The organism is Kluyvera sp. Awk 3, assembly GCF_028069715.1.
In the GTDB taxonomy this organism is placed as follows: Bacteria; Pseudomonadota; Gammaproteobacteria; order Enterobacterales; family Enterobacteriaceae; genus Kluyvera; species Kluyvera georgiana_A.
Genome location: NZ_JANEWH010000072.1, coordinates 1 through 24328, shown reverse-complemented (window position 1 = coordinate 24328; position 24328 = coordinate 1). Strand labels below are relative to the sequence as shown.

23 protein-coding genes are annotated in these 24328 nt (G+C 56.7%); 21 read left to right on the top strand and 2 right to left on the bottom strand.

The genetic code is table 11. The features are described from left to right. Positions 1 to 373: 373 nt before the first annotated feature. From NNN71_RS15310 to NNN71_RS15295, 4 genes are all read left to right on the top strand, one after another. Positions 374 to 3367: a retention module-containing protein gene (locus tag NNN71_RS15310; RefSeq protein ID WP_271458847.1), complete on the top strand. Its 2994-nt coding sequence runs from the start codon at positions 374 to 376 to the stop codon at positions 3365 to 3367. 129 nt (positions 3368 to 3496) lie between these two features. Then, positions 3497 to 4849, top strand: a complete 1353-nt coding sequence (locus tag NNN71_RS15305) for a TolC family outer membrane protein (protein ID WP_167577359.1) — start codon at positions 3497 to 3499, stop codon at positions 4847 to 4849. Between the two features lie 97 nt (positions 4850 to 4946). Further along, positions 4947 to 7133, top strand: a complete 2187-nt coding sequence (locus NNN71_RS15300) for a type I secretion system permease/ATPase (protein ID WP_163447497.1) — start codon at positions 4947 to 4949, stop codon at positions 7131 to 7133. 16 nt (positions 7134 to 7149) lie between these two features. After that, complete coding sequence (locus NNN71_RS15295) at positions 7150 to 8484, top strand: HlyD family type I secretion periplasmic adaptor subunit (RefSeq protein ID WP_271458848.1); 1335 nt, start codon at positions 7150 to 7152, stop codon at positions 8482 to 8484. Positions 8485 to 8570: 86 nt separating this feature from the next. On the opposite strand, the gene proP is transcribed toward NNN71_RS15295, so the two are convergent. After that, positions 8571 to 10073, bottom strand: coding sequence for a glycine betaine/L-proline transporter ProP (gene proP / locus NNN71_RS15290; RefSeq protein WP_271458846.1), 1503 nt, complete (start codon positions 10071 to 10073; stop codon positions 8571 to 8573). Positions 10074 to 10760: 687 nt separating this feature from the next. Between proP and kdgT the strand changes: the two genes are divergently transcribed. The 17 genes from kdgT (at position 10761) to phnP (ending at position 23888) form a co-directional block, all read left to right on the top strand. After that, a complete protein-coding gene (gene kdgT / locus NNN71_RS15285) occupies positions 10761 to 11759 on the top strand; it encodes a 2-keto-3-deoxygluconate transporter (protein WP_163447499.1) in 999 nt (332 codons plus the stop codon). A 170-nt stretch (positions 11760 to 11929) separates the two neighbouring features. Next, positions 11930 to 12265: a zinc ribbon domain-containing protein YjdM gene (locus NNN71_RS15280; protein WP_064546752.1), complete on the top strand. Its 336-nt coding sequence runs from the start codon at positions 11930 to 11932 to the stop codon at positions 12263 to 12265. 91 nt (positions 12266 to 12356) lie between these two features. Then, positions 12357 to 12803: a VOC family metalloprotein YjdN gene (gene yjdN, locus NNN71_RS15275; RefSeq protein WP_271458845.1), complete on the top strand. Its 447-nt coding sequence runs from the start codon at positions 12357 to 12359 to the stop codon at positions 12801 to 12803. 132 nt (positions 12804 to 12935) lie between these two features. Beyond that, positions 12936 to 13724, top strand: coding sequence for a phosphonate ABC transporter ATP-binding protein (gene phnC, locus NNN71_RS15270; protein ID WP_271458844.1), 789 nt, complete (start codon positions 12936 to 12938; stop codon positions 13722 to 13724). Between the two features lie 23 nt (positions 13725 to 13747). After that, positions 13748 to 14764 carry a phosphonate ABC transporter substrate-binding protein gene (gene phnD / locus NNN71_RS15265; RefSeq protein ID WP_163447502.1) on the top strand — a complete coding sequence of 339 codons (1017 nt, stop codon included), beginning with the start codon at positions 13748 to 13750 and terminating at the stop codon, positions 14762 to 14764. 117 nt (positions 14765 to 14881) lie between these two features. Next, positions 14882 to 15664, top strand: coding sequence for a phosphonate ABC transporter, permease protein PhnE (phnE, locus tag NNN71_RS15260; RefSeq protein ID WP_167577090.1), 783 nt, complete (start codon positions 14882 to 14884; stop codon positions 15662 to 15664). A 20-nt stretch (positions 15665 to 15684) separates the two neighbouring features. Further along, entirely contained in the window at positions 15685 to 16410 is a 726-nt protein-coding gene (phnF, locus tag NNN71_RS15255; RefSeq protein WP_271458843.1) for a phosphonate metabolism transcriptional regulator PhnF, read from the top strand. Beyond that, positions 16411 to 16863: a phosphonate C-P lyase system protein PhnG gene (gene phnG / locus NNN71_RS15250; protein WP_163447505.1), complete on the top strand. Its 453-nt coding sequence runs from the start codon at positions 16411 to 16413 to the stop codon at positions 16861 to 16863. Continuing rightward, a complete protein-coding gene (gene phnH, locus NNN71_RS15245) occupies positions 16860 to 17444 on the top strand; it encodes a phosphonate C-P lyase system protein PhnH (protein WP_163447506.1) in 585 nt (194 codons plus the stop codon). Before phnG ends, phnH begins: the two co-directional genes overlap by 4 nt. A 1-nt stretch (position 17445) precedes the next feature. Continuing rightward, positions 17446 to 18510, top strand: a complete 1065-nt coding sequence (locus NNN71_RS15240) for a carbon-phosphorus lyase complex subunit PhnI (protein WP_271458842.1) — start codon at positions 17446 to 17448, stop codon at positions 18508 to 18510. Beyond that, positions 18503 to 19348, top strand: coding sequence for an alpha-D-ribose 1-methylphosphonate 5-phosphate C-P-lyase PhnJ (gene phnJ, locus NNN71_RS15235; protein WP_271458841.1), 846 nt, complete (start codon positions 18503 to 18505; stop codon positions 19346 to 19348). The genes NNN71_RS15240 and phnJ overlap by 8 nt, the downstream gene beginning before the upstream one ends. Next, a complete protein-coding gene (gene phnK, locus NNN71_RS15230) occupies positions 19345 to 20103 on the top strand; it encodes a phosphonate C-P lyase system protein PhnK (RefSeq protein WP_271458840.1) in 759 nt (252 codons plus the stop codon). The genes phnJ and phnK overlap by 4 nt, the downstream gene beginning before the upstream one ends. A gap of 219 nt (positions 20104 to 20322) precedes the next feature. Continuing rightward, the gene (gene phnL / locus NNN71_RS15225) at positions 20323 to 21009 is read left to right on the top strand and encodes a phosphonate C-P lyase system protein PhnL (protein WP_249022449.1); all 687 of its coding nucleotides are present in this window, start codon (positions 20323 to 20325) and stop codon (positions 21007 to 21009) included. Further along, complete coding sequence (gene phnM, locus NNN71_RS15220; RefSeq protein WP_271458839.1) at positions 21006 to 22142, top strand: alpha-D-ribose 1-methylphosphonate 5-triphosphate diphosphatase; 1137 nt, start codon at positions 21006 to 21008, stop codon at positions 22140 to 22142. Before phnL ends, phnM begins: the two co-directional genes overlap by 4 nt. After that, positions 22142 to 22699, top strand: coding sequence for a ribose 1,5-bisphosphokinase (gene phnN / locus NNN71_RS15215; RefSeq protein ID WP_163447511.1), 558 nt, complete (start codon positions 22142 to 22144; stop codon positions 22697 to 22699). Before phnM ends, phnN begins: the two co-directional genes overlap by 1 nt. After that, positions 22686 to 23120, top strand: a complete 435-nt coding sequence (gene phnO, locus NNN71_RS15210) for an aminoalkylphosphonate N-acetyltransferase (protein WP_167577097.1) — start codon at positions 22686 to 22688, stop codon at positions 23118 to 23120. The genes phnN and phnO overlap by 14 nt, the downstream gene beginning before the upstream one ends. A gap of 9 nt (positions 23121 to 23129) precedes the next feature. Continuing rightward, positions 23130 to 23888, top strand: coding sequence for a phosphonate metabolism protein PhnP (gene phnP, locus NNN71_RS15205; RefSeq protein ID WP_271458838.1), 759 nt, complete (start codon positions 23130 to 23132; stop codon positions 23886 to 23888). On the opposite strand, the gene yjdP is transcribed toward phnP, so the two are convergent. Continuing rightward, positions 23885 to 24220, bottom strand: a complete 336-nt coding sequence (yjdP, locus tag NNN71_RS15200; protein WP_163447514.1) for a DDRRRQL repeat protein YjdP — start codon at positions 24218 to 24220, stop codon at positions 23885 to 23887. The two genes, phnP and yjdP, sit on opposite strands and share 4 nt — an antisense overlap. Positions 24221 to 24328: the final 108 nt, after the last annotated feature.

The window sequence follows — 24328 nt, the reverse complement described above, 5'->3', positions numbered from 1 at the left end:
CCCAGGAAACAAGCATTACAACACCCTATTTATTATCAATGAGTTACAAATATAATCATCAAAAACAATTTCCACATCAACTTACTCACCCATGGAAAATAATCACTTCCTAATTTCTTTACAGAAAATTCTTACTAAAACGACATTAAAATCAAAGAAAGCGTTTTTTTTGCATATTACCTTACCACTATAGCCAACTTTTATTTACCAGACCTCATCTCCATGAGGGGCTGGAATACTATCAGCACACGCACAAAAGTATTAGCTGTAGTGTTTTGTGTCGCAGGTGCTGTCATGGAGCAACGTAATACACCACAACTCTATGAGCCATGAACAAATGGAACCGTTCACGTAAGATTAAGAGGAGTAAGATATGGCTGATGTAACCGGAATAATAAAAGCGATTATAGGACAGGCCTTCGCTATTTCACCTGACGGAAGCAGACGCTTACTGGTGGAAGGGGATAAAATTTTTGCCGGCGAACAAATTGAAACAGGTGCCGATGGCGCAGTCACGGTAAGCCTGGCAAATGGCAAAAATCTCGATCTTGGGCGCGATAGCCTCTGGGACAGCGCAAGCATCTCCCCTACTACGACTCCTGAAACCACTCCTACTGACGTCGCAGCAATACAACAGGCTATTGCCGATGGTCAGGACCCGACACAAATACTTGAAGCCACCGCAGCTGGCCCGCAAACCATCATTGAAAGCGGTGGCGCTCCTGGCGTCGGCGGTTCACACACGCATGTGATACTGGATCTGACCGGTGAAGTGGTCGACCCTACCGCTGGCTACCCTACGGAAGGCCTGGATTTTCCCGATACGGATATTGAAGAAGAGATTACGATCCTCAATCCTGCTGACCGTACTGTAACCGGTGATGATACCGATGCAGATGCTGACAGCGACTCGGATTCTGACAGTGACTCCGATTCCGACTCTGACGGCGACTCGGATTCCGATAGTGACTCGGATGCCGACAGTGACTCAGATTCTGACAGCGACTCCGATTCTGACAGCGATTCGGACTCCGACAGTGACTCCGATTCCGACAGCGACTCGGATTCTGACAGTGACTCCGATTCCGACAGCGACTCCGATTCCGACAGCGACTCCGATTCCGACAGCGACTCCGATTCTGACAGCGACTCCGACAGCGACTCCGATTCCGACAGTGACTCCGACTCGGATTCTGACAGCGACTCCGACTCNGACAGTGACTCCGATTCCGACAGCGATTCGGATTCCGATAGCGACTCCGACTCGGACAGCGACTCTGATTCCGACAGTGACTCCGACTCGGACAGCGATTCGGATTCCGATAGCGACTCCGACTCGGACAGCGACTCCGATTCCGACAGCGACTCCGATTCTGACAGCGACTCCGATTCAGACAGCGACTCCGACTCGGACAGCGACTCCGATTCCGACAGCGACTCTGACTCTGACTCTGACTCTGACTCTGACAGCGACTCCGATTCCGACAGTGACTCGGATTCTGACAGCGACTCNGATTCCGACAGCGACTCCGACTCGGACAGCGATTCCGACTCCGATTCCGACAGCGACTCCGATTCCGACAGTGACTCCGATTCTGACAGCGACTCCGACTCGGACAGCGACTCTGATTCCGATAGCGACTCTGACGCAGACAGCGACTCTGACGCAGACAGCGACTCTGACGCAGACAGCGACTCTGACGCAGACAGCGACTCCGACAACGATCCGCTGCGTGCCGACTTAACGGTTAAGGTTAGCCTTGCTGATTCAACATCACATTCGGGGGAACCCGGTGAAAGTAAGGTATTCCATATTAATGGCGGCGCGTCAGACCCTAGCGGACTCGGCTTTGACGTCGTTGACGGCAATATTGTCGCGATCGGCGAAAACGTCCGGGTATGGCTATCACCAGGAGATACTGTACCTAAGTGCGTTGGCGACAATGCTAACCCTGCCGCGCAGATTATGTACTACGACAATGGCAACGTTAAGGCCGGTAACAGCGGAGAGAACTACAGCGATATTTTCGTTATTAATTCCGATTCAGGTTACATGAAGGGCGATCATCTGGAAGCCCTGAAAGGTGTTCAGGGCAACAAAGATACCTCCGGTCACGGCCTTAAAGATTACATCTTCCTCACCGGAGAAGGCAAAGATTACACCCTTGAGGCACGGGGTGGCCAGGTTGAGGAAGGAAAAACGAACAACCTGTCTGGCGTCACACTTTATGATGCTGCGGGCAACGTCATGCTGGGCGCTGGGATTAACCACCTCGAAGGTATCATCTACGGTGACGGACTTTCTGAATATCCAGGTGATACCACCGCAAGCTGGGAGATCACGCTGAGTCTGGACATCACGTTAGACAGCACGGACAACTCGCAAACATTACAAACGGTCATTCTGGGGAATATCCCTGAAGGCGCCACGTTCAGCAGCGTCGATGGCGTTACCGTTCAGTACCTCAATATTGATGGTAACTGGGTCTACGTCCTCACCTTTGAAGAGGGTATCTCTGATTATAATGGCACCCTGACGGTTACCCTGCCTGATGGGGACAAAAACATTGATGACATTACCCTGAGCGTCGAAACAAACGAAGGAACCTACACCTTTGAGGACATCGACAGCGACCAGGATTTCAGTGACACCGTTGGATATGATTACGAAAATGATCCTGACGCATCTCTACTGGCCGGCATGACAGAAGATGCTGGTGAGGAAAGCACGGTCATGGCATCGATGGAGGATCTGCACATCAATGACAGCGATATTGAAGACGTGCAGACCGAAGACCACTCCCTGCAACCAACGCTTAACGACGAGTTCGTCGACGATAACTCACATACCGATGATGAAAATACCGCCGCCGAGCACACGGTAGATTCGCAGGACAACCAAACGGAGAATACCGATAACCCACTGGTTGATAACGACCAGCAGGGCTTTGACGACGCTGACGATGAAACCGACCGCTCAGCACCCGACGAGTCCTCCACCGCCGATGCGAATAGTGAAACGGAAGAGTCCTCGCTCAGCACGCTGTTAGGCGGTACCGAGGACGATTCTCTTCATGAAACAGAAACCGCCAGCGAGGAAACTAGCCTCAATAGCGAAAGCAATGAGTCTGGACAAGAAGCCACCATTATTAGTCAGGATGAACCATTGTCATTCAGTGATATGATTCACGACGGTGATAATAAGGATCTCTCCAGCCTCATTCAAACAACGGAGACAACGGAAACGGCAGAAACACCGAATGACGTTGAACATGTTCCAGCGGAAGGCGGCGATACGGATGACAATCAAACCTGGGCCAGCAATGACCCTGATGATTTGATTGCGAAGCCAGAAGTCGAAGCCTGATGCATAACGTCATGGGGCTGTTATCAGCCCCATGCACGTCAACACCTGGTTGACTTTTTGTCTAATGACATGACCTCTGGTGGATTAAGCCACGAGTCAGGGAAATGAACGTAAGGAAAGGACGTCATGATGAACAAACACATTCGGATATTAACAGGCATCTCTCTGCCATTACTGTTTGCCAACACGGTTAGCGCAGCAACGCTTGAGCAAGCGGTCAAAGACAGTTTACTGTGGCATCCGCAGGTGAGCGCGTCGGTCAATAGTCGCTATTCTGCAGACCAGGATTTGCGCGCGGCCAAGGGCGGGTATCTGCCAACCCTGGATCTGTCTGCCGGCACCGGTTGGGAACAAACCGACAACTCATCGACTCGCGCAGCGGACGATCATCGCCGTAACCTGCACCGCAGTGAGTCCAGCATCAACCTGCGGCAGAACGTGTTTAACGGCTTCGCCACCTCCAGCGAAGTCGCGCGCCAGAAAGCCACCGTTAACTCGCGGGCGTTCTCGGTAATGAACACCAGCGAAGTGACGGCACTGGATGCGATCCAGAGCTATCTCGACGTGCTGATGCGGCAAAAGATGGTGAAACTGGCGCAGGATAACCTGAAAAGCCACGAACGTATTTTCGATCAGATTCGTTTACGCACCGAGCAGGGCGTAGGCCGTACCGCCGACTATGAGCAGGCGCAGGCTCGTCTTGCGCAGGCGAAAAACAACCTACTGACCGAGCAAACCAACCTCGAGGACGCGCAGGCCAACTACTACAGCGTCGTCGGGAAAGAAGCCACCGGTCTGTCGATGCCGATGACCACAAAGATCCCGGCCTCGCAGGCCGAAGCGCGCAAGCTGATGCTGGAAAACAGCCCACTGCTGAAACAGGCGGACTCAGACGTTGAAGCCACCCGTCAGCAGTACGAAGCGGCGAAATCCCGCTTCTATCCGAGCGTCAACATCGACGTTGGCCGCCGCATGGATAACAACGTTGACGGCACGCGTGGTCACGACCAGGAGTGGCAGGCCATGGTTCGTATGAACTATAACCTGTTTAACGGCGGCAGCGATCAGGCGCAGTTGTCATCCTATGCTTATAAAATGCAGGAAGCGCAGGACGTGAAGCGTAACGCCCTTCGCCAGCTGGATGAAGAGCTGCGGCTGTCGTGGAACGCCTGGCAGAACGCTAAACAACAGGTGCCGATCGCCAAAGATTATGCCGATCGCAGCGCCGTCGTACGTACCGCGTACCAGGAGCAGTTCAGCATCGGTGAACGTAGCCTGCTGGATATGCTGGACAGCGAAAACGAAGTGTTCAACGCCCAGCGCCGTTACGTTGAGATGCAGTTCACGGAGATGTTCACCACCTACCGTATCAATGCACGCATCGGCGATCTGTTAAAACAGCTGAATATTCAGGCACCGTCTGCCGCGCAGCCGGTCGAGGTACAGCAAACGGCACACAGTAATTTACCTGACCTGAAGTAACTGATTTTGGACCTGCGGGTTATCTCATCTCACGATGGGATAACCCATTATATTCTTTAGCCTTAGCGATTTTTTCGCTGGTATATAAGGTCGGATTATGGCGTCTTATACTGATCCACTTGAGCAAGCAAATACCTCTACTGATGACCACATCAGACTCGACCCACGTCAAAACCATGATGATCCCTTACTCGATTCGCTAATGATTGTGTGCAAACTGCACAACGTCATCACCAGCCGAAATGTATTAACCGCCGGTTTACCGCTTGAAGCACACCGACTGACCCTGAGCGCATTTCCGCGAGCCGCTCAGCGCGCGGGGTTAAAAGCGCGTGTGCTGCAGAGGCCGCTGGAAAAAATTACCGCCCTCTCGCTGCCGGCCATCGTGCTGCTCAAAAACGATCAGGCCGCGGTGCTGATCGGCTGGGATGATCAACAGCGCGCCCGCCTGCTATCCGCCGAAACCGAAGGTGGCGAAAAGGTGCTTGAGCGCGAAACGCTGGCGGAGAACTACAGCGGGAAAACGATTTTTATTCAGCCGGGACATGAGTTCGGCAGTCAACCTACGGCGACCATTCCTCGCACCAAATCCTGGTTTAAAGACACGTTAAAACTATCGAAATTCCTCTATCTTGATTCGATCGTCGCCAGTTTTATCATCAACGTGATCGCCATTGCCACGCCGCTGTTCGTGATGAACGTCTATGACCGCGTGGTGCCCAATCAGGCGACCGCCACCCTCTGGGTACTGGCTATCGGCATTTCGATCGCCTTTGTTTTTGATTTTATTCTTAAAATTTTACGTGGTGTCTGTCTCGATATCGCGGGAAAAAAGACCGATCTGATTGTCTCGGCAGCGCTGTTTGAACGCCTGCTCGGAATGAAGATGAAGCAGCGCCCTCAACGCGTCGGCGGCTTCACACAGCAATTCCAGGAATACCAATCCATTCGGGATTTTCTTTCATCGCTAACGCTCACCATGCTCATCGACTTCCCGTTCACGCTGTTGGTGCTGCTGGTTATTGCCATTGTCGGCGGTCCGCTCGCGTTCATTCCTCTGCTGTGCTATCCCATCGCATTGGTTGTGAACTGGCTGATCCAGAAGCCTTTACAAACACAGGTTCAGAAAACATATCGCTTGTCGACAGAGCGACAGGCCATGCTGGTTGAGACGCTAACGGGTCTGGATGCCATCAAGGTCAACAATGCGCAAAGCGAGCGTCAGTACCAGTGGGAACAAATTATCGGCCAACTGAGCAAGCTGGAGCTGCGGGTAAAATCGCTCTCCTATATTGCTGTCAACTTTACCGCCTGGGTCCAAAAAATTGCTGGCGTGGCGATGATTATCGTTGGGGTTTACAGCATTATCGCCGGTAATCTCAGCATGGGGGGGCTCATCGCCTGCTACCTGCTCAACCGTCGCGCAATGATGCCGATTGGCCAGCTGTGTAGCCTGATCACCCGCTACCAGCGCGCCAAAATGACCAAAGCGACCATCGACCGCATGATGGATCTGGAGCAAGAGGTCGAAGAAAATGAAGTGCCGTTGAAGCGCGAGACGCTGACTGGCGCCATCGAATTTCGCGACGTCAGCTTCCACTATCCGCAAAACCAGTACCTGTCACTCAACGGTATTTCGTTGAAAATTGAGCCGGGTGAGAAGGTCGGGATTATTGGCCGTAGCGGCTCCGGCAAAAGCTCGCTGGCCAAGCTGCTGGTTGGCTTCTACCAACCTGACGGCGGCACCATTCTGATTGACGGCATCGACGCTCGTCAGCTCGACGTCAATGACGTCCGCCATAATATCGGCTACGCGCCGCAGGATATTCACCTGTTCAGCGGCACGCTGCGCGACAACCTGTTAAGCGGCGCCAGCTACGTGGATGAAGAGACCATGCTGCGCGCCGCCACGCTGGCGGGGGTGCATGAATTCGCTCGTCGTCACCCGTCCGGCTATAACATGCAGGTCGGTGAGCGCGGGATGAATCTTTCCGGCGGCCAGCGACAGGCCGTGGCCCTGGCTCGCGCGCTGCTGCTCGATCCACCGGTGCTGCTGATGGATGAGCCGACCAGCTCCATGGATAACACCAGCGAAGATCTGATTAAGAAGTCGCTAGCCCCCATGGTCAGCAATAAAACGCTGCTGCTGGTCACCCACCGCGCCTCCTTGCTCACGCTGGTCGACCGACTGATCATCCTCGACAATGGCAAAATCATCGCCGATGGTCCGAAAGAAAGCGTGATGAACGCACTGAAGAAAGGACAAATTCATGCGCAACGCTAACCGACTTACCCGCTTTATGAAGTGGTTGTTTGGCGACAAAAACGCGTCAACGCTCACTGCTAACGAGGTGAATAAGGCGCTCATTGATGATTCCCCACGCGTGGTGCGAATCACCCTGTGGGCCATTCTCGGCTTCTTTATCATCATGATTGCCTGGGCATCACTGGCCGATATTGATGAAGTCACGCGTGGTGACGGCAAAGCGATTCCCTCCTCGCGCCTGCAAAAAATCCAGAACCTGGAGGGCGGTATTGTCGCCGAGGTCTTCGTGCACGAAGGTGAAGTGGTCAAAGCCGGCGCGCCGCTGCTGCGTCTGGACGATACCCGTTTTCGCTCTAACGCTGGCGAGTCCGAGGCCGATCGTCTGGCGCTGGAGGCCCGTATTCAACGTCTGACCGCCCAGTTGGATAATAAAGAAACCCTGACGCTCTCACCCGAAATTCTGAATAAAACGCCGGATATCGCCAACGGTGAAATGGAACTGTTCGCCAGCGTCAACAAGCGCATTCAGAGCGAACTGTCCGGGCTGAACGAACAGCTGGTGCAGAAGAAACAGGAGCTGCTGGACTATCAGGCAAAAGGCGCACAGTACCGCCGCAGCCTGGGCCTGTTACAGCAGGAAATCAGCATGTCTGAGCCACTGGTCGCCAAGGGGGCGATTTCCAAAGTGGAAGTTCTGCGTCTGCGTCGTTCTGAAGTCGAAACCCGCGGACAGCTTGAGTCCGTGACGCTGGCCGTCCCTAGAGCCGAAGCGGCGATCAAAGAGATTGAGAGCAAAATCAACGAGACGCGTGGACGCTATCGCAGCGAAGCGCTGTCGCAGCTCAATGAAGCCCGTACCGATCTCAGTAAAACCGAAGCTTCCGGCAAGGCGATTGAAGACCGTGTCAACCGTACTCTGGTGACTTCGCCGGTGCGCGGCATCGTGCAGCAGCTGATGGTCAACACCATCGGCGGCGTTATCCAGCCGGGGAACGATCTGGTGGAGATCGTGCCGCTGGACGACACGCTGCTGGTCGAAGCGAAAATCCGCCCACAGGACATCGCGTTTTTACGCCCTGGGCAGGAAGCGATGGTCAAATTCACCGCCTATGACTACACCATCTATGGTGGGCTGAAGGCTAAACTGGAACAGATAAGCCCCGATACGGTCACCGACAAAGACGGTAAGAGTTTCTATGTCATCCGTCTGCGCACCGAAAAAAACCACCTGGGCAGCGACGAGAAACCGCTGATTATTATCCCGGGGATGGTGGCGTCGGTGGATATCATCACTGGTAAGAAAACCATTCTCTCCTACCTGCTGAAGCCGATTCTGCGCGCGAAAGCAGAAGCGTTCCGCGAACGTTAAGCATAAAAAAACCCGGCGTACTGCTGTACGTCCGGGTTATCGCTCGTTATGTCGGTCGGCGCTGTCGTCCGACAGCGCGGAAGACGTTAGTCGTTAATCTTCGGATGCTGCATTACCAGCTGCGAGCGTTTCTCCTGCAGCGCGGCAATTTCCGCATCGATATCTTCAATCTTGTGCTCAATATGGTCGTGATGTTCCTGAAGAATCTCACGCGCTTCCTCAATGTCCGAGGCCGCAGGCGTCGCGCCCTTCAGCGGACGGTTGGCGGTCTCTTTCATCATCACGCCGGTAATCAGACCAATTACCGCAATCACCATCAGATAGTAAGCCGGCATCATCAGGTTCTGCGTCGACTCCACCAGCCAGGCCGCCAGCGTAGGCGTCAGACCAGCCACCAGCACCGAGATGTTAAAGGCGCTGGCCAGCGCGCTGTAGCGAATGTGGGTTGGGAACATCGCCGGTAACGACGACGCCATCACCCCGGTGAAGCAGTTCAGGATCACCGCGAGCAGCAGCAGGCCGGAGAAAATCAGACCAATGGAGTTACTGTTAATCAGGATAAATGCCGGAATCGAGAACACCAGCAACGCCACGCTACCCACCACGACAAATGGGCGACGGCCAAAGCGGTCGCTCAGCAGCCCCATCACCGGCTGCACAAACAGCATACCGATCATAATGGCGATGATGATCAGCACCCCGTGGTCTTCGGAGTAGTGCAGGTTATGCGACAGGTAGCTCGGCATGTAGGTCAGCAACATGTAGTAGGTGACGTTGGTCGAGATAACCAGACCGATACAGGCCAGCAGGCTACGCCAGTGCTTGGTCGCAATTTCTTTAAACGAGACTTTCGGCCCGTCCTGTAAACCCTGACGGTCGCCCTGCTCGAGTTTATCCACGTGCTGCTGGAACGCTGGCGTCTCTTCCAGCGCATGACGCAGGTAAAGACCGATAATCCCCAGCGGCAGCGCGACGAAGAACGGAATACGCCAGCCCCACTCGAGGAAGTTCGCCTCACCCACTGCCGTAGAGAGCAGAACCACCAGCCCTGCGCCCATCACAAACCCGGCGATAGAACCAAAGTCCAGCCAGCTGCCCATAAAGCCGCGCTTACGGTCCGGCGAGTATTCCGCTACGAAGATCGACGCTCCGGTATATTCGCCGCCGACCGAGAAGCCCTGCGCCATTTTACACAGCAGCAGCAACACCGGCGCCCAAATACCAATAGACTCATATGACGGAATAAGGCCGATACAGAATGTACTGAGCGACATAATAATGATGGTGATAGACAGAATCTTCTGTCGACCGTATTTATCCCCTAGCATCCCGAAGAACAAACCGCCCAACGGACGTATCAGGAAGGGAACAGAGAAGGTCCCCAGCGCGGCAATCATCTGCACGCTTGGGTTAGCGTCCGGGAAGAAGACTTTACCCAGCGCGTAGGCCACAAATCCATAGACCCCGAAATCGAACCACTCCATCGCGTTGCCCAACGAGGCTGCGGTGATTGCTTTGCGTAGTTTGGCATCGTCGATAATGGTGACGTCACGTAGCGTGATCGGTTTTACTTTTTTCCTTCTAAGCATGGTTTTCCTCGTTCAATTTCGCCTTGAACGCACACCCAGTGGGGGCAAACGGCAAGGCGTTTGCGAAGGTGCGTAAAGGGAACCGTGGCAAGTCTGGTTCCGTTTATCCAAGCGTAGCAGGTTTGCATGTCGGCGTTGGAGTATGTTCTCCGACAATCAAACCTGTTGGGCCTGATGGCGAGTCTGTCAGTTAATAAGGTGCCTCTCGAAAAATATCCCGCAGAGAGGCAATCCTATTTACCCTAACAGCGATTAATATTGTGATCAACTTAACAAAAGAGTGACACTCGCCACAGCGCCGAAATATTTCGCTCACTCTCCCCCTATCGAATGCCGCTTCACCAGTGGAAAAACCTGGCAAATCACCTCCTTTCCTCCCTCATTTAAGAAAAAAAATATTTCAGAATCTTTCACAAAGAATTCACAGCTCAATTCAATTTCACCATAGCGCATTTCTCATTTGTGAAATGTGTGATCTATATAACTAAAACATCGTTTTATTTTCATTGAATCAGCATTCCAGTAAATGCATTATAGCGTCCGAAACAGCTTTAAACATGCCAGAAAATTTCTTCTTAACCGGAGTGCGCTGGCATGAAAACACCAGATGATAGCAACATAAATAACTGAAATTATTATACTTAATCTCTTCTGCCGTCAGAGGACGGTACGAGGCGAGGATGCCAGATGAAAATTAAAGCAACAATGGAACGAATCCCAGGCGGGATGATGCTTATCCCGTTACTGTTAGGCGCGGTATTAAATACCTTCGCACCGAGCACCGGCGAATATTTCGGATCTTTCACCAAAGGCATGATCGGCGGAACGGTGCCTATTCTGGCCGTCTGGTTCTTCTGCATTGGGGCATCCATTGATTTACGTGCCACCGGGACGGTATTACGTAAATCCGGCACCCTGGTACTGACCAAAATCGCCGTTGCCTGGGTTGTGGCAATGATTGCGGCCATGTTCATTCCGGATACGGGTATTCAGACCGGTTTCTTCGCCGGACTTTCCGTTCTGGCGATTGTCTCAGCAATGGATATGACCAACGGCGGCCTGTATGCCAGCCTGATGAATCAGTATGGTACTAAAGAAGAGTCAGGCGCTTTCGTCCTGATGTCGCTGGAATCCGGCCCGCTGATGACGATGGTTATCCTCGGTTCTGCTGGCCTTGCTTCTTTCGAGCCGCACCACTTTATCGGCGCCGTACTGCCGTTCCTGATTGGTTTCACCCTCGGCAACCTGGACCACGACCTGCGTGCATTCTTCAGCAAAGCAACGCCGGTACTGATTCCGTTCTTCGGCTTTGCGCTGGGTAATACCATCAACCTGAGCGTGATTCTCGATACTGGCCTGCTGGGTATCGTACTGGGTGTTGCCGTTATCGTTATCACCGGTATTCCGCTGATTATTGCTGACCGCGTCATCGGTGGCGGTAACGGCACCGCAGGTGTCGCCGCCTCCTCCGCAGCGGGCGCTGCCGTGGCAAACCCGGTGATTATTGCGCAGATTAACCCATCGTTCGCCCCGGTCGCCGCCTCCGCGACGGCGCTGGTTGCCGCCAGCGTAATTGTCACCGCGATTCTGGTGCCGATTATTACCGCGCTGTATGCGAAACGTTATGGCGCACCAAAACCAGCAGACGCCGAAACGCAGGTAATACCGGAGTCCGCGCACCACTAATCGGTTCCCTCTCCCCTCGGGGGAGAGGGTGAATTTCCCCGCCATTCCTCATCCCGTCCGGGATAACACCGACAAATGCAGGGTTTTATTGTATAATCAGGGCTATTTTCGGCGATTTGCCGTTTTTTCAGGCCCTTGCCTTTCGCACTGCACTTTTGAGGAAACACTCCATGTCATTACCCCACTGCCCACAATGCAACTCCGAATACACCTACGAAGACAACGGCATGTTCATCTGCCCGGAATGCGCACACGAGTGGAACGATGCTGAACCCGCACAAGACAGCGACGCGCTGATCGTCAAAGACGCTAACGGCAACCTGCTGGCCGACGGCGACAGCGTCACCGTCGTCAAAGACCTGAAGGTCAAGGGCAGCTCTTCCATGTTGAAGATCGGCACCAAAGTGAAGAACATCCGCCTGGTCGAAGGCGACCACAACATCGATTGCAAAATTGACGGCTTTGGCCCAATGAAGCTGAAATCTGAGTTTGTGAAAAAGAACTGATCCCTACAGGCGGGAAAGCACTTTCCCGCCTGGTTACTTTGCCTCAGCAGCACCTAGACTTAATGAGCGACTCTTACCTGAGGTAACGATTATGCCGTTAAGTCCCTATCTCGCCTTTTCCGGAAACTGCGCCGATGCCATTGCCTACTATCAGCAGGCGCTGGGTGCGGAACTGCGCTACAAAATCACCTTCGGCGAAATGCCGCCCTCATCGATGGATGATGAAGGTGGATGCCCCTCCGGCCTGAAATTCCCCGACAGCGCCATTGCCCACGCCAACGTCCACATCGCCGGCAGCGATATCATGATGAGCGACGGTATCTCCCAGGACGACGCCCACTACGCGGGCTTCACGCTGGTGCTCGACACTCAGGACGTTAAAGAAGGTAAACGCTGGTTCGATAATCTCGCCGCCAACGGCAAGGTAGAAATGCCGTGGCAAGAGACCTTCTGGGCACACGGGTTTGGCCGTGTAATCGACCGGTACGGCGTACCGTGGATGATTAACGTGGTCAAACAACAAGAGCCGACGCTCTGACAACGCGGGAGGCGGCGGCCTCCCTTCCTGTCATCGAATTCCCGTCAATTATTCATCATCGAGTCATCCCGCCTTAACCCAAATGTCACATGAGTTCGCCACGATGGGGCCACCTTTTTTGAGGGTCCCAATATGCAAACCATGATTCGCGTTGAAAAACTCAACAAGACGTTCAACCAGCACCAGGTACTACACGCTATTGATTTGAACGTTCACGCCGGTGAGATGGTGGCTCTGCTTGGCCCGTCCGGTTCTGGCAAATCCACCCTTTTACGTCATCTGAGCGGCCTCATCGTCGGCGATAAAACGCCGGAGTGCCGCATTGAGTTGCTGGGCAAAACCGTACAGAAGGCGGGCCGTCTGGCGCGCGACATCCGTAAGAGCCGCGCCCACACCGGCTATATCTTCCAGCAATTCAACCTCGTTAACCGCCTGAGCGTACTGGAGAACGTGCTGATTGGCGCGCTCGGCAGCACGCCTTTCTGGCGCACCTGCTTAGGCTGGTTCACCCGCGAGCAGAAACAGCGCGCTTTACAGGCATTAACCCGCGTCGGCATGGCGCATATGGCCCACCAGCGTGTATCAACGCTGTCCGGCGGCCAGCAGCAGCGCGTGGCCATTGCTCGTGCGCTGATGCAGCAGGCGAAAGTGATCCTCGCCGATGAACCTATCGCCTCGCTGGACCCGGAATCGGCGCGCATCGTCATGGACACGCTGCGCGACATTAACCAGACCGACGGCATCACCGTGGTGGTGACGCTGCATCAGGTCGACTATGCGCTGCGCTACTGCGAACGCATCGTCGCGCTGCGCCAGGGACAGGTGTTCTACGACGGCAGCAGCCAGCAGTTTGATAACGAACGTTTTGACCATCTCTACCGCAGCATAAACCGCGTCGAACAGAACGCGCAGGCTGCTTAACGTCCCCACAATGAGGAATGGAAATGAGTTATAAAGCGGTTGCCGCGCTGGCCTTCACCAGCATGTTTAGCCTCAGCACCCTGCTCAGCCCCGTGCATGCGGAAGAACAGGAAAAAGCGCTGAACTTCGGCATTATTTCGACGGAATCACAGCAGAACTTAAAGCCACAGTGGGAACCGTTCCTGAAGGACATGGAAAAATCGCTGGGCGTAAAGGTGAACGCTTTCTTCGCCCCAGACTATGCGGGCATCATTCAGGGCATGCGCTTCAATAAAGTGGATATCGCCTGGTACGGTAACCTCTCCGCGATGGAAGCGGTAGACCGCGCCAACGGCCAGGTGTTCGCCCAGACCGTCGCCGCCGACGGCTCGCCGGGCTACTGGAGCGTGCTGATCGTCAACAAAGACAGCCCGATCAACAACCTCAACGACCTGCTCGCCAAACGCAAAGAGCTGACCTTCGGCAACGGTGACCCGAACTCCACCTCCGGCTTCCTCGTCCCTGGCTACTACGTCTTCGCCAAAAACAACGCCTCCGCCAGCGACTTCAAGCGCACGGTCAACGCCAGCCATGAAACCAACGCCCTGGCCGTCGCCAACAAGCAGGTGGATGTGGCCACCAACAACACCGAAAACCTCGACAAGCTGAAGGTCTCCGCGCCGGACAAACTGAAAGAGCTGAAGGTTATCTGGAAATCACCGCTGATCCCAGGCGACCCGATTGTGTGGCGCAAAAACCTCTCTGAATCCACCAAAGACAAGATCTACAGCTTCTTTATGAACTACGGCAAAACGCCGGAACAGAAAGCGGTGCTGGAACGTCTGGGCTGGGCGCCGTTCCGCGCTTCCAGCGATCTCCAGCTGCTGCCGATTCGCCAGTTGACGCTGTTTAAAGAGATGCAGACGGTGAAGGGCAACGACACGCTGAACGCCGCGGATAAAGCCACGAAGACCGCCGAGATTCAGGCGCGGCTGAACGACCTTGACCGTACCACGGCAGCGATTGGCGCGATGACGTCGGTGACTAAAGCGGTGCAGTGATCGATCCCCTCTCCCCCGTGGGGAGAGGGTTAGGGTGAGGGGGCAACGGCGCACGCTGATGCCCTCACCCCGGCCCTCTCCCACAGGGAGAGGGAGAACTAACCACGGAGCTCAATCATGCAACACACCATCACCATCCCCCCACCCAAGCGCAGCTGGTTCTCGCTGATTAGCTGGGCCATCCTGCTGGCGGTGCTTGTCGTCTCCTGGAAAGGGGCGGAAATGAACCCGGTGACCCTGTTCACCGACGCGGGCAACATGGCGACTTTCGCCGCCGACTTCTTCCCGCCGGACTTCAGCCAGTGGCAGGACTATCTCAGCGAGATGGCCGTCACCCTGCAAATCGCCGTCTGGGGCACCGCACTGGCGGTGGTGCTCTCCATCCCATGCGGCCTGATGAGCGCCGAAAACCTCGTGCCGTGGTGGGTTTACCAGCCGATGCGTCGGCTGATGGACGCCTGCCGCGCGATCAACGAAATGGTCTTCGCCATGCTGTTCGTCGTTGCCGTCGGCTTAGGCCCCTTTGCTGGCGTACTGGCGCTGTTTATTCACACCACCGGCGTACTCTCCAAGCTGCTTTCCGAAGCGGTGGAAGCGATTGAACCCGGCCCGGTTGAAGGCATCCGCGCCACCGGCGCCAATAAAATCGAAGAGATCCTCTACGGCGTGCTGCCGCAGGTGATGCCGCTGCTCATCTCCTACTCGCTCTATCGCTTCGAGTCCAACGTCCGTTCCGCCACGGTGGTCGGGATGGTGGGCGCAGGCGGTATCGGCGTCACGTTATGGGAGGCGATTCGCGGCTTTCAGTTCCAGCAAACCTGCGCATTGATGGTGCTGATCATCGTCACCGTCAGCCTGCTGGATTTCCTCTCCCAGCGTTTGCGTAAGCACTTCATCTGATTAGCGAGGTCTTGTTGACTATGCACCTGTCTACACATCCGACCAGTTATCCAACGCGTTATCAAGAGATTGCCGCTCGCCTGGAGCAAGAGCTGCGCCAGAACTACCGCTGCGGCGACTACCTGCCCGCCGAGCACCAGCTGGCGGCGCGCTTTGCCGTGAATCGTCACACCCTGCGTCGCGCCATCGACCAACTGGTGGAGAAAGGCTGGGTTCAGCGCCGTCAGGGGGTTGGCGTGCTGGTGCTGATGCGCCCGTTTGACTACCCGCTGAACGCTCAGGCGCGTTTTAGCCAGAACCTGCTCGACCAGGGCAGCCACCCCACCAGCGAAAAGCTCCTGTCGGTACTGCGTCCGGCCTCCGGCCATATCGCCGAAGCGCTGGGCATAGCCGAAGGCGACAACGTTATTCACCTGCGCACGCTGCGCCGGGTCAACGGCGTGGCGCTGTGTCTGATCGACCATTATTTTGCTGACCTCACGCTGTGGCCCACGCTGCAAAGTTTCAGCAGCGGTTCGCTGCACGACTTTCTGCGCGAGCAAACCGGTATTGCGCTCAAACGCAGTCAGACCCGCATCAGCGCACGTCGGGCGCAGGCCAAAGAGAGCCAGCGCTTAGAAATTCCCAACATGGCGCCCCTGTTGTGCGTGCGCACCCTGAACCATCGTGAAGGCAACGACCAGGTGATGGAGTACTCCGTCAGCCTGACCCGCGCCGACATGATCGAATTTATTATGGAGCACTGAATGCACCTCGATACCGCAACCCGTCAGCACTGGATGTCGGTGCTGTCTCACAGTAAGCCCGAGAGTCTGGCGGCAAAAATGGTTGCCCTGAATATCCGTGCCGACTACGAAACCCTCCGCGCCCCGGAAACCGGCCTGGTCCAGCTACAGGGACGCATGGGCGGCACCGGCGAACGCTTCTTTGCCGGTGACGCCACGCTAACCCGCGCTGCCGTGCGCTTGAGCAACGGGACCGTGGGCTACAGCTGGGTGCTGGGGCGCGATAAAGCCCACGCCGAGCGCTGCGCACTGATTGATGCGCTGATGCAGCAGCCCAGCCATTTTCAAACCTTATCAGAAACCCTGATTACCCCGCTGGAAGCCGACCGTACCGCGCGTATTGCCGCACGTCAGGCTGAAATTAACGCCAGCCGGGTCGACTTCTTTACGCTGGTTCGCGGAGATAACGCATGACCCTGGAAACCGCTTTTACCCTTCCCGTGCAGGATGCCCAGCACAGCTTTCGTCGCCTGTTAAAAGCCATGAGCGAGCCGGGCGTGATCGTCGCGCTGCATCAGCTCAAGCACGGCTGGCAGCCGCTGAATATTGCCACCACCAGCGTGCTGCTGACCCTGGCCGACAATGACACGCCGGTGTGGCTGTCCAATACGCTGCATAACGATATCGTCAGCCAGAGCCTGCGTTTTCACACCAACGCGCCGCTGGTTGAGCAGCCGCAGCAGGCGACTTTCGCCGTCTCAAGCGACACCATCAGCAGCGAGCAGCTAAACGCCCTGTGTGAAGGCAGCGCGGTGGCGCCGGAAACCAGCGCAACGCTGATTGTGCAGGTCCCCAGTCTCAGCGGCGGGCGCATGCTGCGCCTGACCGGTGCGGGCATCGCCGAAGAACGGATGATCGCCCCACAGCTGCCGAACTGCATTCTGCATGAACTGACCGAACGTCCGCACCCGTTCCCGCTCGGCGTGGATCTGATCCTCACCTGCGGCGAGCGTCTGCTGGCCATTCCACGCACTACTCACGTCGAGGTTTGCTGATATGTATGTTGCCGTCAAAGGGGGCGAGAAGGCGATAGCCGCCGCCCACGCGCTACAGGAACATCGACGCCGGGGCGACACCGCGCAGCCGGAACTCAGCGTCGCTCAGATTGAACAGCAGCTTAACCTGGCGGTAGACCGGGTGATGACCGAAGGCGGCATCGCCGACCGCGAGCTGGCGGCGCTGGCGCTGAAGCAGGCCAGCGGCGACAACGTTGAAGCCATTTTTTTGCTACGCGCCTACCGCACCACGCTGGCGAAGCTGGCGGTGAGCGAGCCGCTGGAGACGGGCAATATGCGCCTGGAACGCCGTATTTCCGCCGTCTATAAAGACGTACCGGGCGGTCAGCTGCTCGGCCCGACCTACGACTACACCCACCGACTGCTGGACTTTACCCTGCTGGCGAACGGCGAAGCCCCGCCCCTGCAAACCGATGATGGCGAGCCGACGCCGGCGCCGCATGTCTTCAGCCTGCTGGCAAGCCAGGGACTGGCAAAGACGGAAGAGGACAGCGGCGCAACGCCCGACGATATCACCCGCACGCCGCCGGTCTACCCGTGCTCGCGCTCCTCACGTCTCCAGCAGCTCATGCGAGGCGACGAAGGCTATCTGCTGGCGCTGGCCTATTCCACCCAACGCGGCTACGGGCGCAACCACCCGTTTGCTGGCGAGATCCGTAGCGGCTATATCGACGTTTCAATCGTGCCCGAAGAGTTGGGTTTTACGGTGAACGTCGGCGAACTGTTAATGACGGAATGCGAAATGGTCAACGGCTTCGTCGACCCGGCTGACGAACCGCCGCACTTCACCCGCGGCTACGGTCTGGTGTTTGGCATGAGCGAGCGCAAAGCGATGGCGATGGCGCTGGTCGACCGCGCATTGCAGGCCCCGGAGTATGACGAGCACGCCGTCGGCCCGGCGCAGGATGAAGAGTTTGTCCTCGCCCACGCCGATAACGTCGAAGCCGCCGGTTTCGTCTCGCACCTCAAACTCCCCCACTACGTCGATTTCCAGGCCGAACTGGAACTGTTGAAACGCCTGCAACGGGAGCAGAAAAATGGCTAATCTCAGCGGCTATAACTTTGCCTACCTTGATGAGCAGACCAAGCGCATGATCCGCCGCGCTATCCTCAAAGCGGTGGCGATCCCCGGCTATCAGGTGCCGTTCGGCGGCCGCGAAATGCCGATGCCGTACGGCTGGGGCACCGGCGGCATTCAGATCACAGCCAGCGTGATTGGTGAAGCGGACGTGCTGAAAGTGATTGACCAGGGCGCGGATGACACCACCAACGCCGTCTCCATCCGCCAGTTTTTCCAGCGCGTGACCGGGGTGAACACCACCGAGCGCACCGAAGACGCCACCTTGATCCAGACGCGCCACCGGATCCCGGAAACGCCGCTGGTGGAGGATCAGATCCTGATCTTCCAGGTGCCGATCCCCGAACCGCTACGCTTTATCGAACCGCGCGAAACCGAGACCCGCACCATGCACGCACTGGAAGAGTACGGCGTGATGCAGGTGAAGCTGTATGAAGATATCGCCCGCTTCGGCCATATCGCGACCACCTATGCCTACCCGGTGAAGGTCAATGGCCGCTACGTCATGGACCCATCGCCAATCCCCAAATTCGATAACCCGAAGATGGACATGATGCCTGCGCTACAGCTGTTTGGCGCCGGGCGCGAGAAGCGTATCTACGCCGTGCCGCCGTTTACCCGCGTTGAAAGCCTCGATTTTGACGACCATCCGTTCACCATCCAGAGCTGGGACGAGCCTTGCGCCATCTGCGGTTCGCAGCACAGCTATCTCGATGAAGTGGTGCTCGACGACAGCGGCAAACGCATGTTTGTCTGCTCCGACACCGACTACTGCCGCCAACAGAGCGAGGCGAAAAACGCATGACGCAACCATTACTCTCCGTTGACCGCCTGACCCATCTCTACGCGCCGGGCAAGGGCTTCAGCAACGTCTCCTTTGATCTGTGGCCGGGCGAAGTGCTGGGCATCGTCGGCGAATCCGGCTCCGGTAAAACCACGCTGCTGAAATCCATTTCGGCGCGTCTGACGCCGCAGGAAGGGGAAATTCGCTACCGGGACCGTTCGCTGTACGCGATGACCGAAGCCGATCGCCGCCGTCTGCTGCGCACCGAATGGGGCGTGGTGCACCAGCACGCAATGGACGGCCTGCGTCGTCAGGTGTCGGCGGGCGGCAATATCGGCGAACAGCTGATGGCCACCGGCGCGCGCCATTACGGCGATATCCGCGCCACCGCCCAGCGCTGGCTGGAGGAAGTGGAGATCCCGGCGTCGCGCATCGACGACCTGCCCACCACGTTTTCCGGCGGGATGCAGCAGCGTTTGCAGATTGCCCGCAACCTCGTCACCCACCCAAAACTGGTGTTTATGGATGAACCCACCGGTGGGCTGGACGTGTCGGTACAGGCGCGCCTGCTCGACCTGCTGCGCGGCCTGGTGGTGGAGCTGAACCTGGCGGTGGTGATTGTCACCCATGATTTGGGCGTCGCGCGGCTGCTCGCCGACCGTTTGCTGGTGATGAAGCAGGGCCTGGTGGTGGAAAGTGGGCTTACCGACCGGGTGCTCGACGATCCGCATCATCCGTATACCCAGCTGTTGGTGTCGTCGGTGTTGCAGAATTAACCATCGCGCGGCGGATTTTCTCCCTCTCCCTTTCAGGGAGAGGGCCGGGGTGAGGGTAATAACGCACGGATAAAACAGCGGCTTCCCCTCACCCTAACCCTCTCCCCAAAGGGGCGAGGGGACTGTCCGTGCTCTTTTTTAAGTTTGTCAGCATCCTAAAACGGTTGTAGGCCTGATCCATCAGGCAATCGAACGTACAAATGCTTAAAGAGGCTAAAAATGAACGCGATCCGCGTCGAAAATGTCAGTAAAACCTTTGTTCTGCACCAGCAAAACGGTGTCCAGCTTCCGGTGCTGTGCAACGCCTCGCTCACCGTCAACGCCGGCGAGTGCGTGGTGCTGCACGGCCACTCCGGCAGCGGTAAATCCACCCTGCTGCGCTCGCTGTACGCCAACTATCTGCCGGATGAAGGCCATATTCATATTAAACACGGCGACGAATGGGTCGACCTGGTGAGCGCTCCGGCGCGCAAGGTGGTGGAAGTGCGCAAAACCACCGTCGGCTGGGTCAGCCAGTTTCTGCGCGTTATCCCGCGAATTTCCACGCTGGAAGTGGTGATGCAACCGCTGCTCAATACTGGCGTGCCGCGCGAAACCTGTGCCGCCAAAGCCGCCCAGTTGCTAAGCCGCCTGAACGTACCAGAGCGTCTGTGGCACCTCGCGCCGTCGACCTTCTCCGGCGGCGAGCAGCAGCGCGTCAACATCGCCCGCGGTTTTATCGTCGACTACCCGATTCTGCTGCTCGACGAACCTACCGCCTCGCTGGACGCCAAAAATAGCGCTGCGGTGGTGAGCCTTATCGAAGAAGCCAAATCGCGCGGTGCGGCCATCGTCGGTATTTTCCATGACGAAACCGTCCGCAATCAGGTCGCTGACCGCCTCCACCCAATGGGTACACCTGCATGATTATCAATAACGTAAAACTGGTGCTTGAGAATGATGTGGTCCACGGTTCGCTGGAGGTACATGACGGGGAAATCCGCGCCTTCGCCGAAACCCAGAGCCGTCTGCCGGAAGCCTTCGACGGTGAAGGCGGCTGGCTGCTGCCGGGGCTGATCGAGCTGCATACCGATAATCTGGATAAATTCTTCACCCCACGCCCGAAGGTGGACTGGCCCGCCCATTCCGCCATGAGCAGCCACGACGCGCTGATGGTCGCCAGCGGCATTACCACCGTGCTGGATGCGGTAGCCATTGGCGACGTGCGCGACGGCGGTGACCGTCTGGAGAACCTCGAGAAGATGATTAACGCGGTGGAAGAGACGCAGAAACGCGGTCTCAACCGTGCCGAGCATCGTCTGCATCTGCGCTGCGAACTGCCACACCACACCACGCTGCCGCTGTTTGAAAAACTGGTCGGTCGCGAGCCGGTGACGCTGGTGTCGTTAATGGACCACTCTCCCGGCCAGCGCCAGTTCGCCAACCGTGAGAAATACCGGGAATACTATCAAGGTAAGTACTCACTGACTGACCAGCAGATGCGTCAGTACGAAGAAGAACAGCTGCAGCTTGCCGCACGTTGGTCGCAGCCTAACCGTGCCGCCATTGCCGGCATGTGCCGTGACCGCAACATCGCGCTGGCCAGCCATGACGATGCGACTCATGAACACGTGGTGGAATCGCACCAGCTAGGCAGCGTTATCGCCGAATTCCCTACCACCTTTGAAGCCGCCGAGTCATCACGCCGCCACGGCCTGAACGTGCTGATGGGCGCGCCAAATATCGTGCGCGGCGGTTCGCACTCCGGCAATGTCGCGGCCAGCCAACTCGCGCAACGGGGCCTGCTGGATATTCTTTCCTCCGATTACTATCCGGCGAGCCTGCTGGACGCCGCCTTCCGCGTTGCCGATGACCAGCAAAATGCCTTTACCCTGTCGCAGGCCATCAATCTGGTGACGCAAAACCCGGCGCGCGCGCTGAACCTGCACGACCGCGGTGTGATTGGCGAAGGTAAACGCGCCGATCTGGTGTTGGCGCATCGCAAAGGCGAGCACATCCATATCGACCACGTCTGGCGTCAAGGTAAAAGGGTATTCTGATGAAAGGAAAACTGATCTGGTTAATGGGGCCCTCCGGCTCCGGCAAAGACAGCCTGCTGGAAGTGCTTCGTCAGCAGGAACATGCGCAGCTGTTGGTTGCCCATCGCTACATAACCCGTCCGGCCAACGCCGGCTGCGAAAACCACATCGCATTGAGTGAGCAGGAATTTTTTACCCGTGCCGGACACAACCTGCTGGCCCTGAGCTGGCACGCTAACGGCCTGTATTACGGCGTAGGCGTGGAGATCGATCTGTGGCTGCACGCCGGGTTCGATGTCATCGTCAACGGCTCGCGCGCGCATCTGGCGCAGGCCAAAGCGCGCTACGGCAACGCCCTGCTGCCAGTGTGCTTGCAGGTTTCGCCGCCGATTCTGCGCGAACGTCTTCAGGCCCGCGGGCGCGAGAACGGTATGGAGATTGCCGCCCGGCTGGAGCGTGCCGCCCGCTATGCGCCAGAAAACTGCCATACGCTCAATAACGACGGAAGTTTGCTACAGTCAGTGGATATTTTACTGACCCTGATGGGACGCAAGGAGAAAGACCATGCCTGTCTGTGAGCTGCGCCATGCGACGTTTGAGGATATTGATGACGTTTACGCGCTGATGTGCGAACTAAAGCAAGCCGAATTCGACAAAGACGCCTTTTACACCGGTTTCGCCGCCAATCTTCAGGATCCGCATCTGCACTATCAGTTGGCTCTGCTGGGCGGCGAGGTTGTCGGCATCATCAGCCTGCATTTGCAGTTTCATCTGCATCATGCCAACTGGATTGGCGAGATTCAGGAGCTGGTCGTCATGCCATGCGCGCGCGGTTCAGGCGTCGGCAGTCAACTGCTGAGCTGGGCTGAAGAGACTGCACGTGAGGCCGGCGCGGAGATGACCGAGTTGTCCACCAGTACCAGGCGACTCGACGCCCACCGTTTTTATCAACGTGAGGGCTATGCCCCCAGCCACATTCGATTCACCAAAGCGCTATGAGGATGTTGTATGAGTTTAACCCTCACCCTCAGCGGTACCGGCGGCGCGCAGGGTGTGCCCGCCTGGGGATGCTATTGTCCGGCCTGCGTGCGCGCCCATCGCGCGCCGCAGTATCGCCGTAAAGCCTGCAGCGGCGTTGTCCGCTTCAACGATGCGGTCACGTTAATAGATGCCGGCCTGCCCGACCTTGCCGAACGTTGGCCCGCCGGCTCTTTCCAGCAGTTTTTACTCACCCACTATCATATGGATCACGTTCAGGGGTTGTTTCCGCTGCGCTGGGGCGTAGGCGAGACGGTGCCGGTGTACGGCCCACCGGATGAACTGGGCTGTGACGATCTGTTCAAACATCCCGGCCTGCTGGATTTCAGCCATACCGTGGAGCCCTTCGTGGTGTTTGACTTGCAAGGATTGCAAATTACGCCGGTACCGCTGGAACACTCGAAGCTGACCTTCGGCTATCTGCTGGAGACGCCACACAGCCGTGTCGCCTGGCTTTCAGATAGCGCCGGGCTGCCCGATAAGACGCTCACTTTCTTAAGCAATAACCAGCCGCAGGTGATGGTCATTGATTGCAGCCATGCGCCCCGCGAGCAGACGCCGCGTAACCACAGCGATTTAGCGACGATCGTGGCGTTAAATGAATCGATCCGCTGCCCGCGCGTGGTACTCACCCATATCAGCCACCAGTTTGATGAATGGATGATGACGCACCTGCTGCCGCCCGGCATTGAAGCAGGCTACGACGGCATGGAAATTCGCCTCGCCTAGCGATCGTAATCGTCATCAAGACGCCGCTCATCGTCTGACAGCTGACGACGCTCCTGATCGAGCTGTCGCTGACGGTCATCTAACTGACGCCGACGATCGTCCAGCTGGCGGCGACGATCGTTATATTGCTGGCTGCTTTGGGAACGACTGCCGCGATCGTCATAAGATCGGTCATCGTCGTCATCACGGCTTGAGCGATCGCTGCTGGGGTTGTACGCATCGTTGATCGCCTGCTGAATATTGCCAATGGCATCGTCGATAATATCCGCGCGCGCCAGCTGGCTGGTCAGCGAGAGCGAACAAAGCATCACTGCGGTTAGATAACGTTTCATAGGGACGGTCTCATCGGGGGAGCTGCCTGTAGAGTAGGCAAGCCGCGGCTGGCGGAGTAGCGGAGGAATCTCAATTCTACAGCGTACGTAACGATAACAATTAAATAT

Bases quoted from the DNA above. Each gene is read 5' to 3' on its own strand.
- phnP (WP_271458838.1), top strand. From the start codon at position 23,130: ATGAGTTTAACCCTCACCCTCAGCGGTACCGGCGGCGCGCAGGGTGTG.
- phnC (WP_271458844.1), top strand. From the start codon at position 12,936: ATGCAAACCATGATTCGCGTTGAAAAACTCAACAAGACGTTCAACCAG.
- phnE (WP_167577090.1), top strand. From the start codon at position 14,882: ATGCAACACACCATCACCATCCCCCCACCCAAGCGCAGCTGGTTCTCG.
- phnJ (WP_271458841.1), top strand. From the start codon at position 18,503: ATGGCTAATCTCAGCGGCTATAACTTTGCCTACCTTGATGAGCAGACC.
- proP (WP_271458846.1), bottom strand. From the start codon at position 10,073: ATGCTTAGAAGGAAAAAAGTAAAACCGATCACGCTACGTGACGTCACC.
- NNN71_RS15280 (WP_064546752.1), top strand. From the start codon at position 11,930: ATGTCATTACCCCACTGCCCACAATGCAACTCCGAATACACCTACGAA.
- phnG (WP_163447505.1), top strand. From the start codon at position 16,411: ATGCACCTCGATACCGCAACCCGTCAGCACTGGATGTCGGTGCTGTCT.
- yjdN (WP_271458845.1), top strand. From the start codon at position 12,357: ATGCCGTTAAGTCCCTATCTCGCCTTTTCCGGAAACTGCGCCGATGCC.
- yjdP (WP_163447514.1), bottom strand. From the start codon at position 24,220: ATGAAACGTTATCTAACCGCAGTGATGCTTTGTTCGCTCTCGCTGACC.
- phnL (WP_249022449.1), top strand. From the start codon at position 20,323: ATGAACGCGATCCGCGTCGAAAATGTCAGTAAAACCTTTGTTCTGCAC.
- phnN (WP_163447511.1), top strand. From the start codon at position 22,142: ATGAAAGGAAAACTGATCTGGTTAATGGGGCCCTCCGGCTCCGGCAAA.
- NNN71_RS15295 (WP_271458848.1), top strand. From the start codon at position 7,150: ATGAAGTGGTTGTTTGGCGACAAAAACGCGTCAACGCTCACTGCTAAC.
- NNN71_RS15240 (WP_271458842.1), top strand. From the start codon at position 17,446: ATGTATGTTGCCGTCAAAGGGGGCGAGAAGGCGATAGCCGCCGCCCAC.
- phnK (WP_271458840.1), top strand. From the start codon at position 19,345: ATGACGCAACCATTACTCTCCGTTGACCGCCTGACCCATCTCTACGCG.
- phnD (WP_163447502.1), top strand. From the start codon at position 13,748: ATGAGTTATAAAGCGGTTGCCGCGCTGGCCTTCACCAGCATGTTTAGC.
- kdgT (WP_163447499.1), top strand. From the start codon at position 10,761: ATGAAAATTAAAGCAACAATGGAACGAATCCCAGGCGGGATGATGCTT.
- phnM (WP_271458839.1), top strand. From the start codon at position 21,006: ATGATTATCAATAACGTAAAACTGGTGCTTGAGAATGATGTGGTCCAC.
- phnO (WP_167577097.1), top strand. From the start codon at position 22,686: ATGCCTGTCTGTGAGCTGCGCCATGCGACGTTTGAGGATATTGATGAC.
- NNN71_RS15300 (WP_163447497.1), top strand. From the start codon at position 4,947: ATGGCGTCTTATACTGATCCACTTGAGCAAGCAAATACCTCTACTGAT.
- NNN71_RS15305 (WP_167577359.1), top strand. From the start codon at position 3,497: ATGAACAAACACATTCGGATATTAACAGGCATCTCTCTGCCATTACTG.
- phnF (WP_271458843.1), top strand. From the start codon at position 15,685: ATGCACCTGTCTACACATCCGACCAGTTATCCAACGCGTTATCAAGAG.
- phnH (WP_163447506.1), top strand. From the start codon at position 16,860: ATGACCCTGGAAACCGCTTTTACCCTTCCCGTGCAGGATGCCCAGCAC.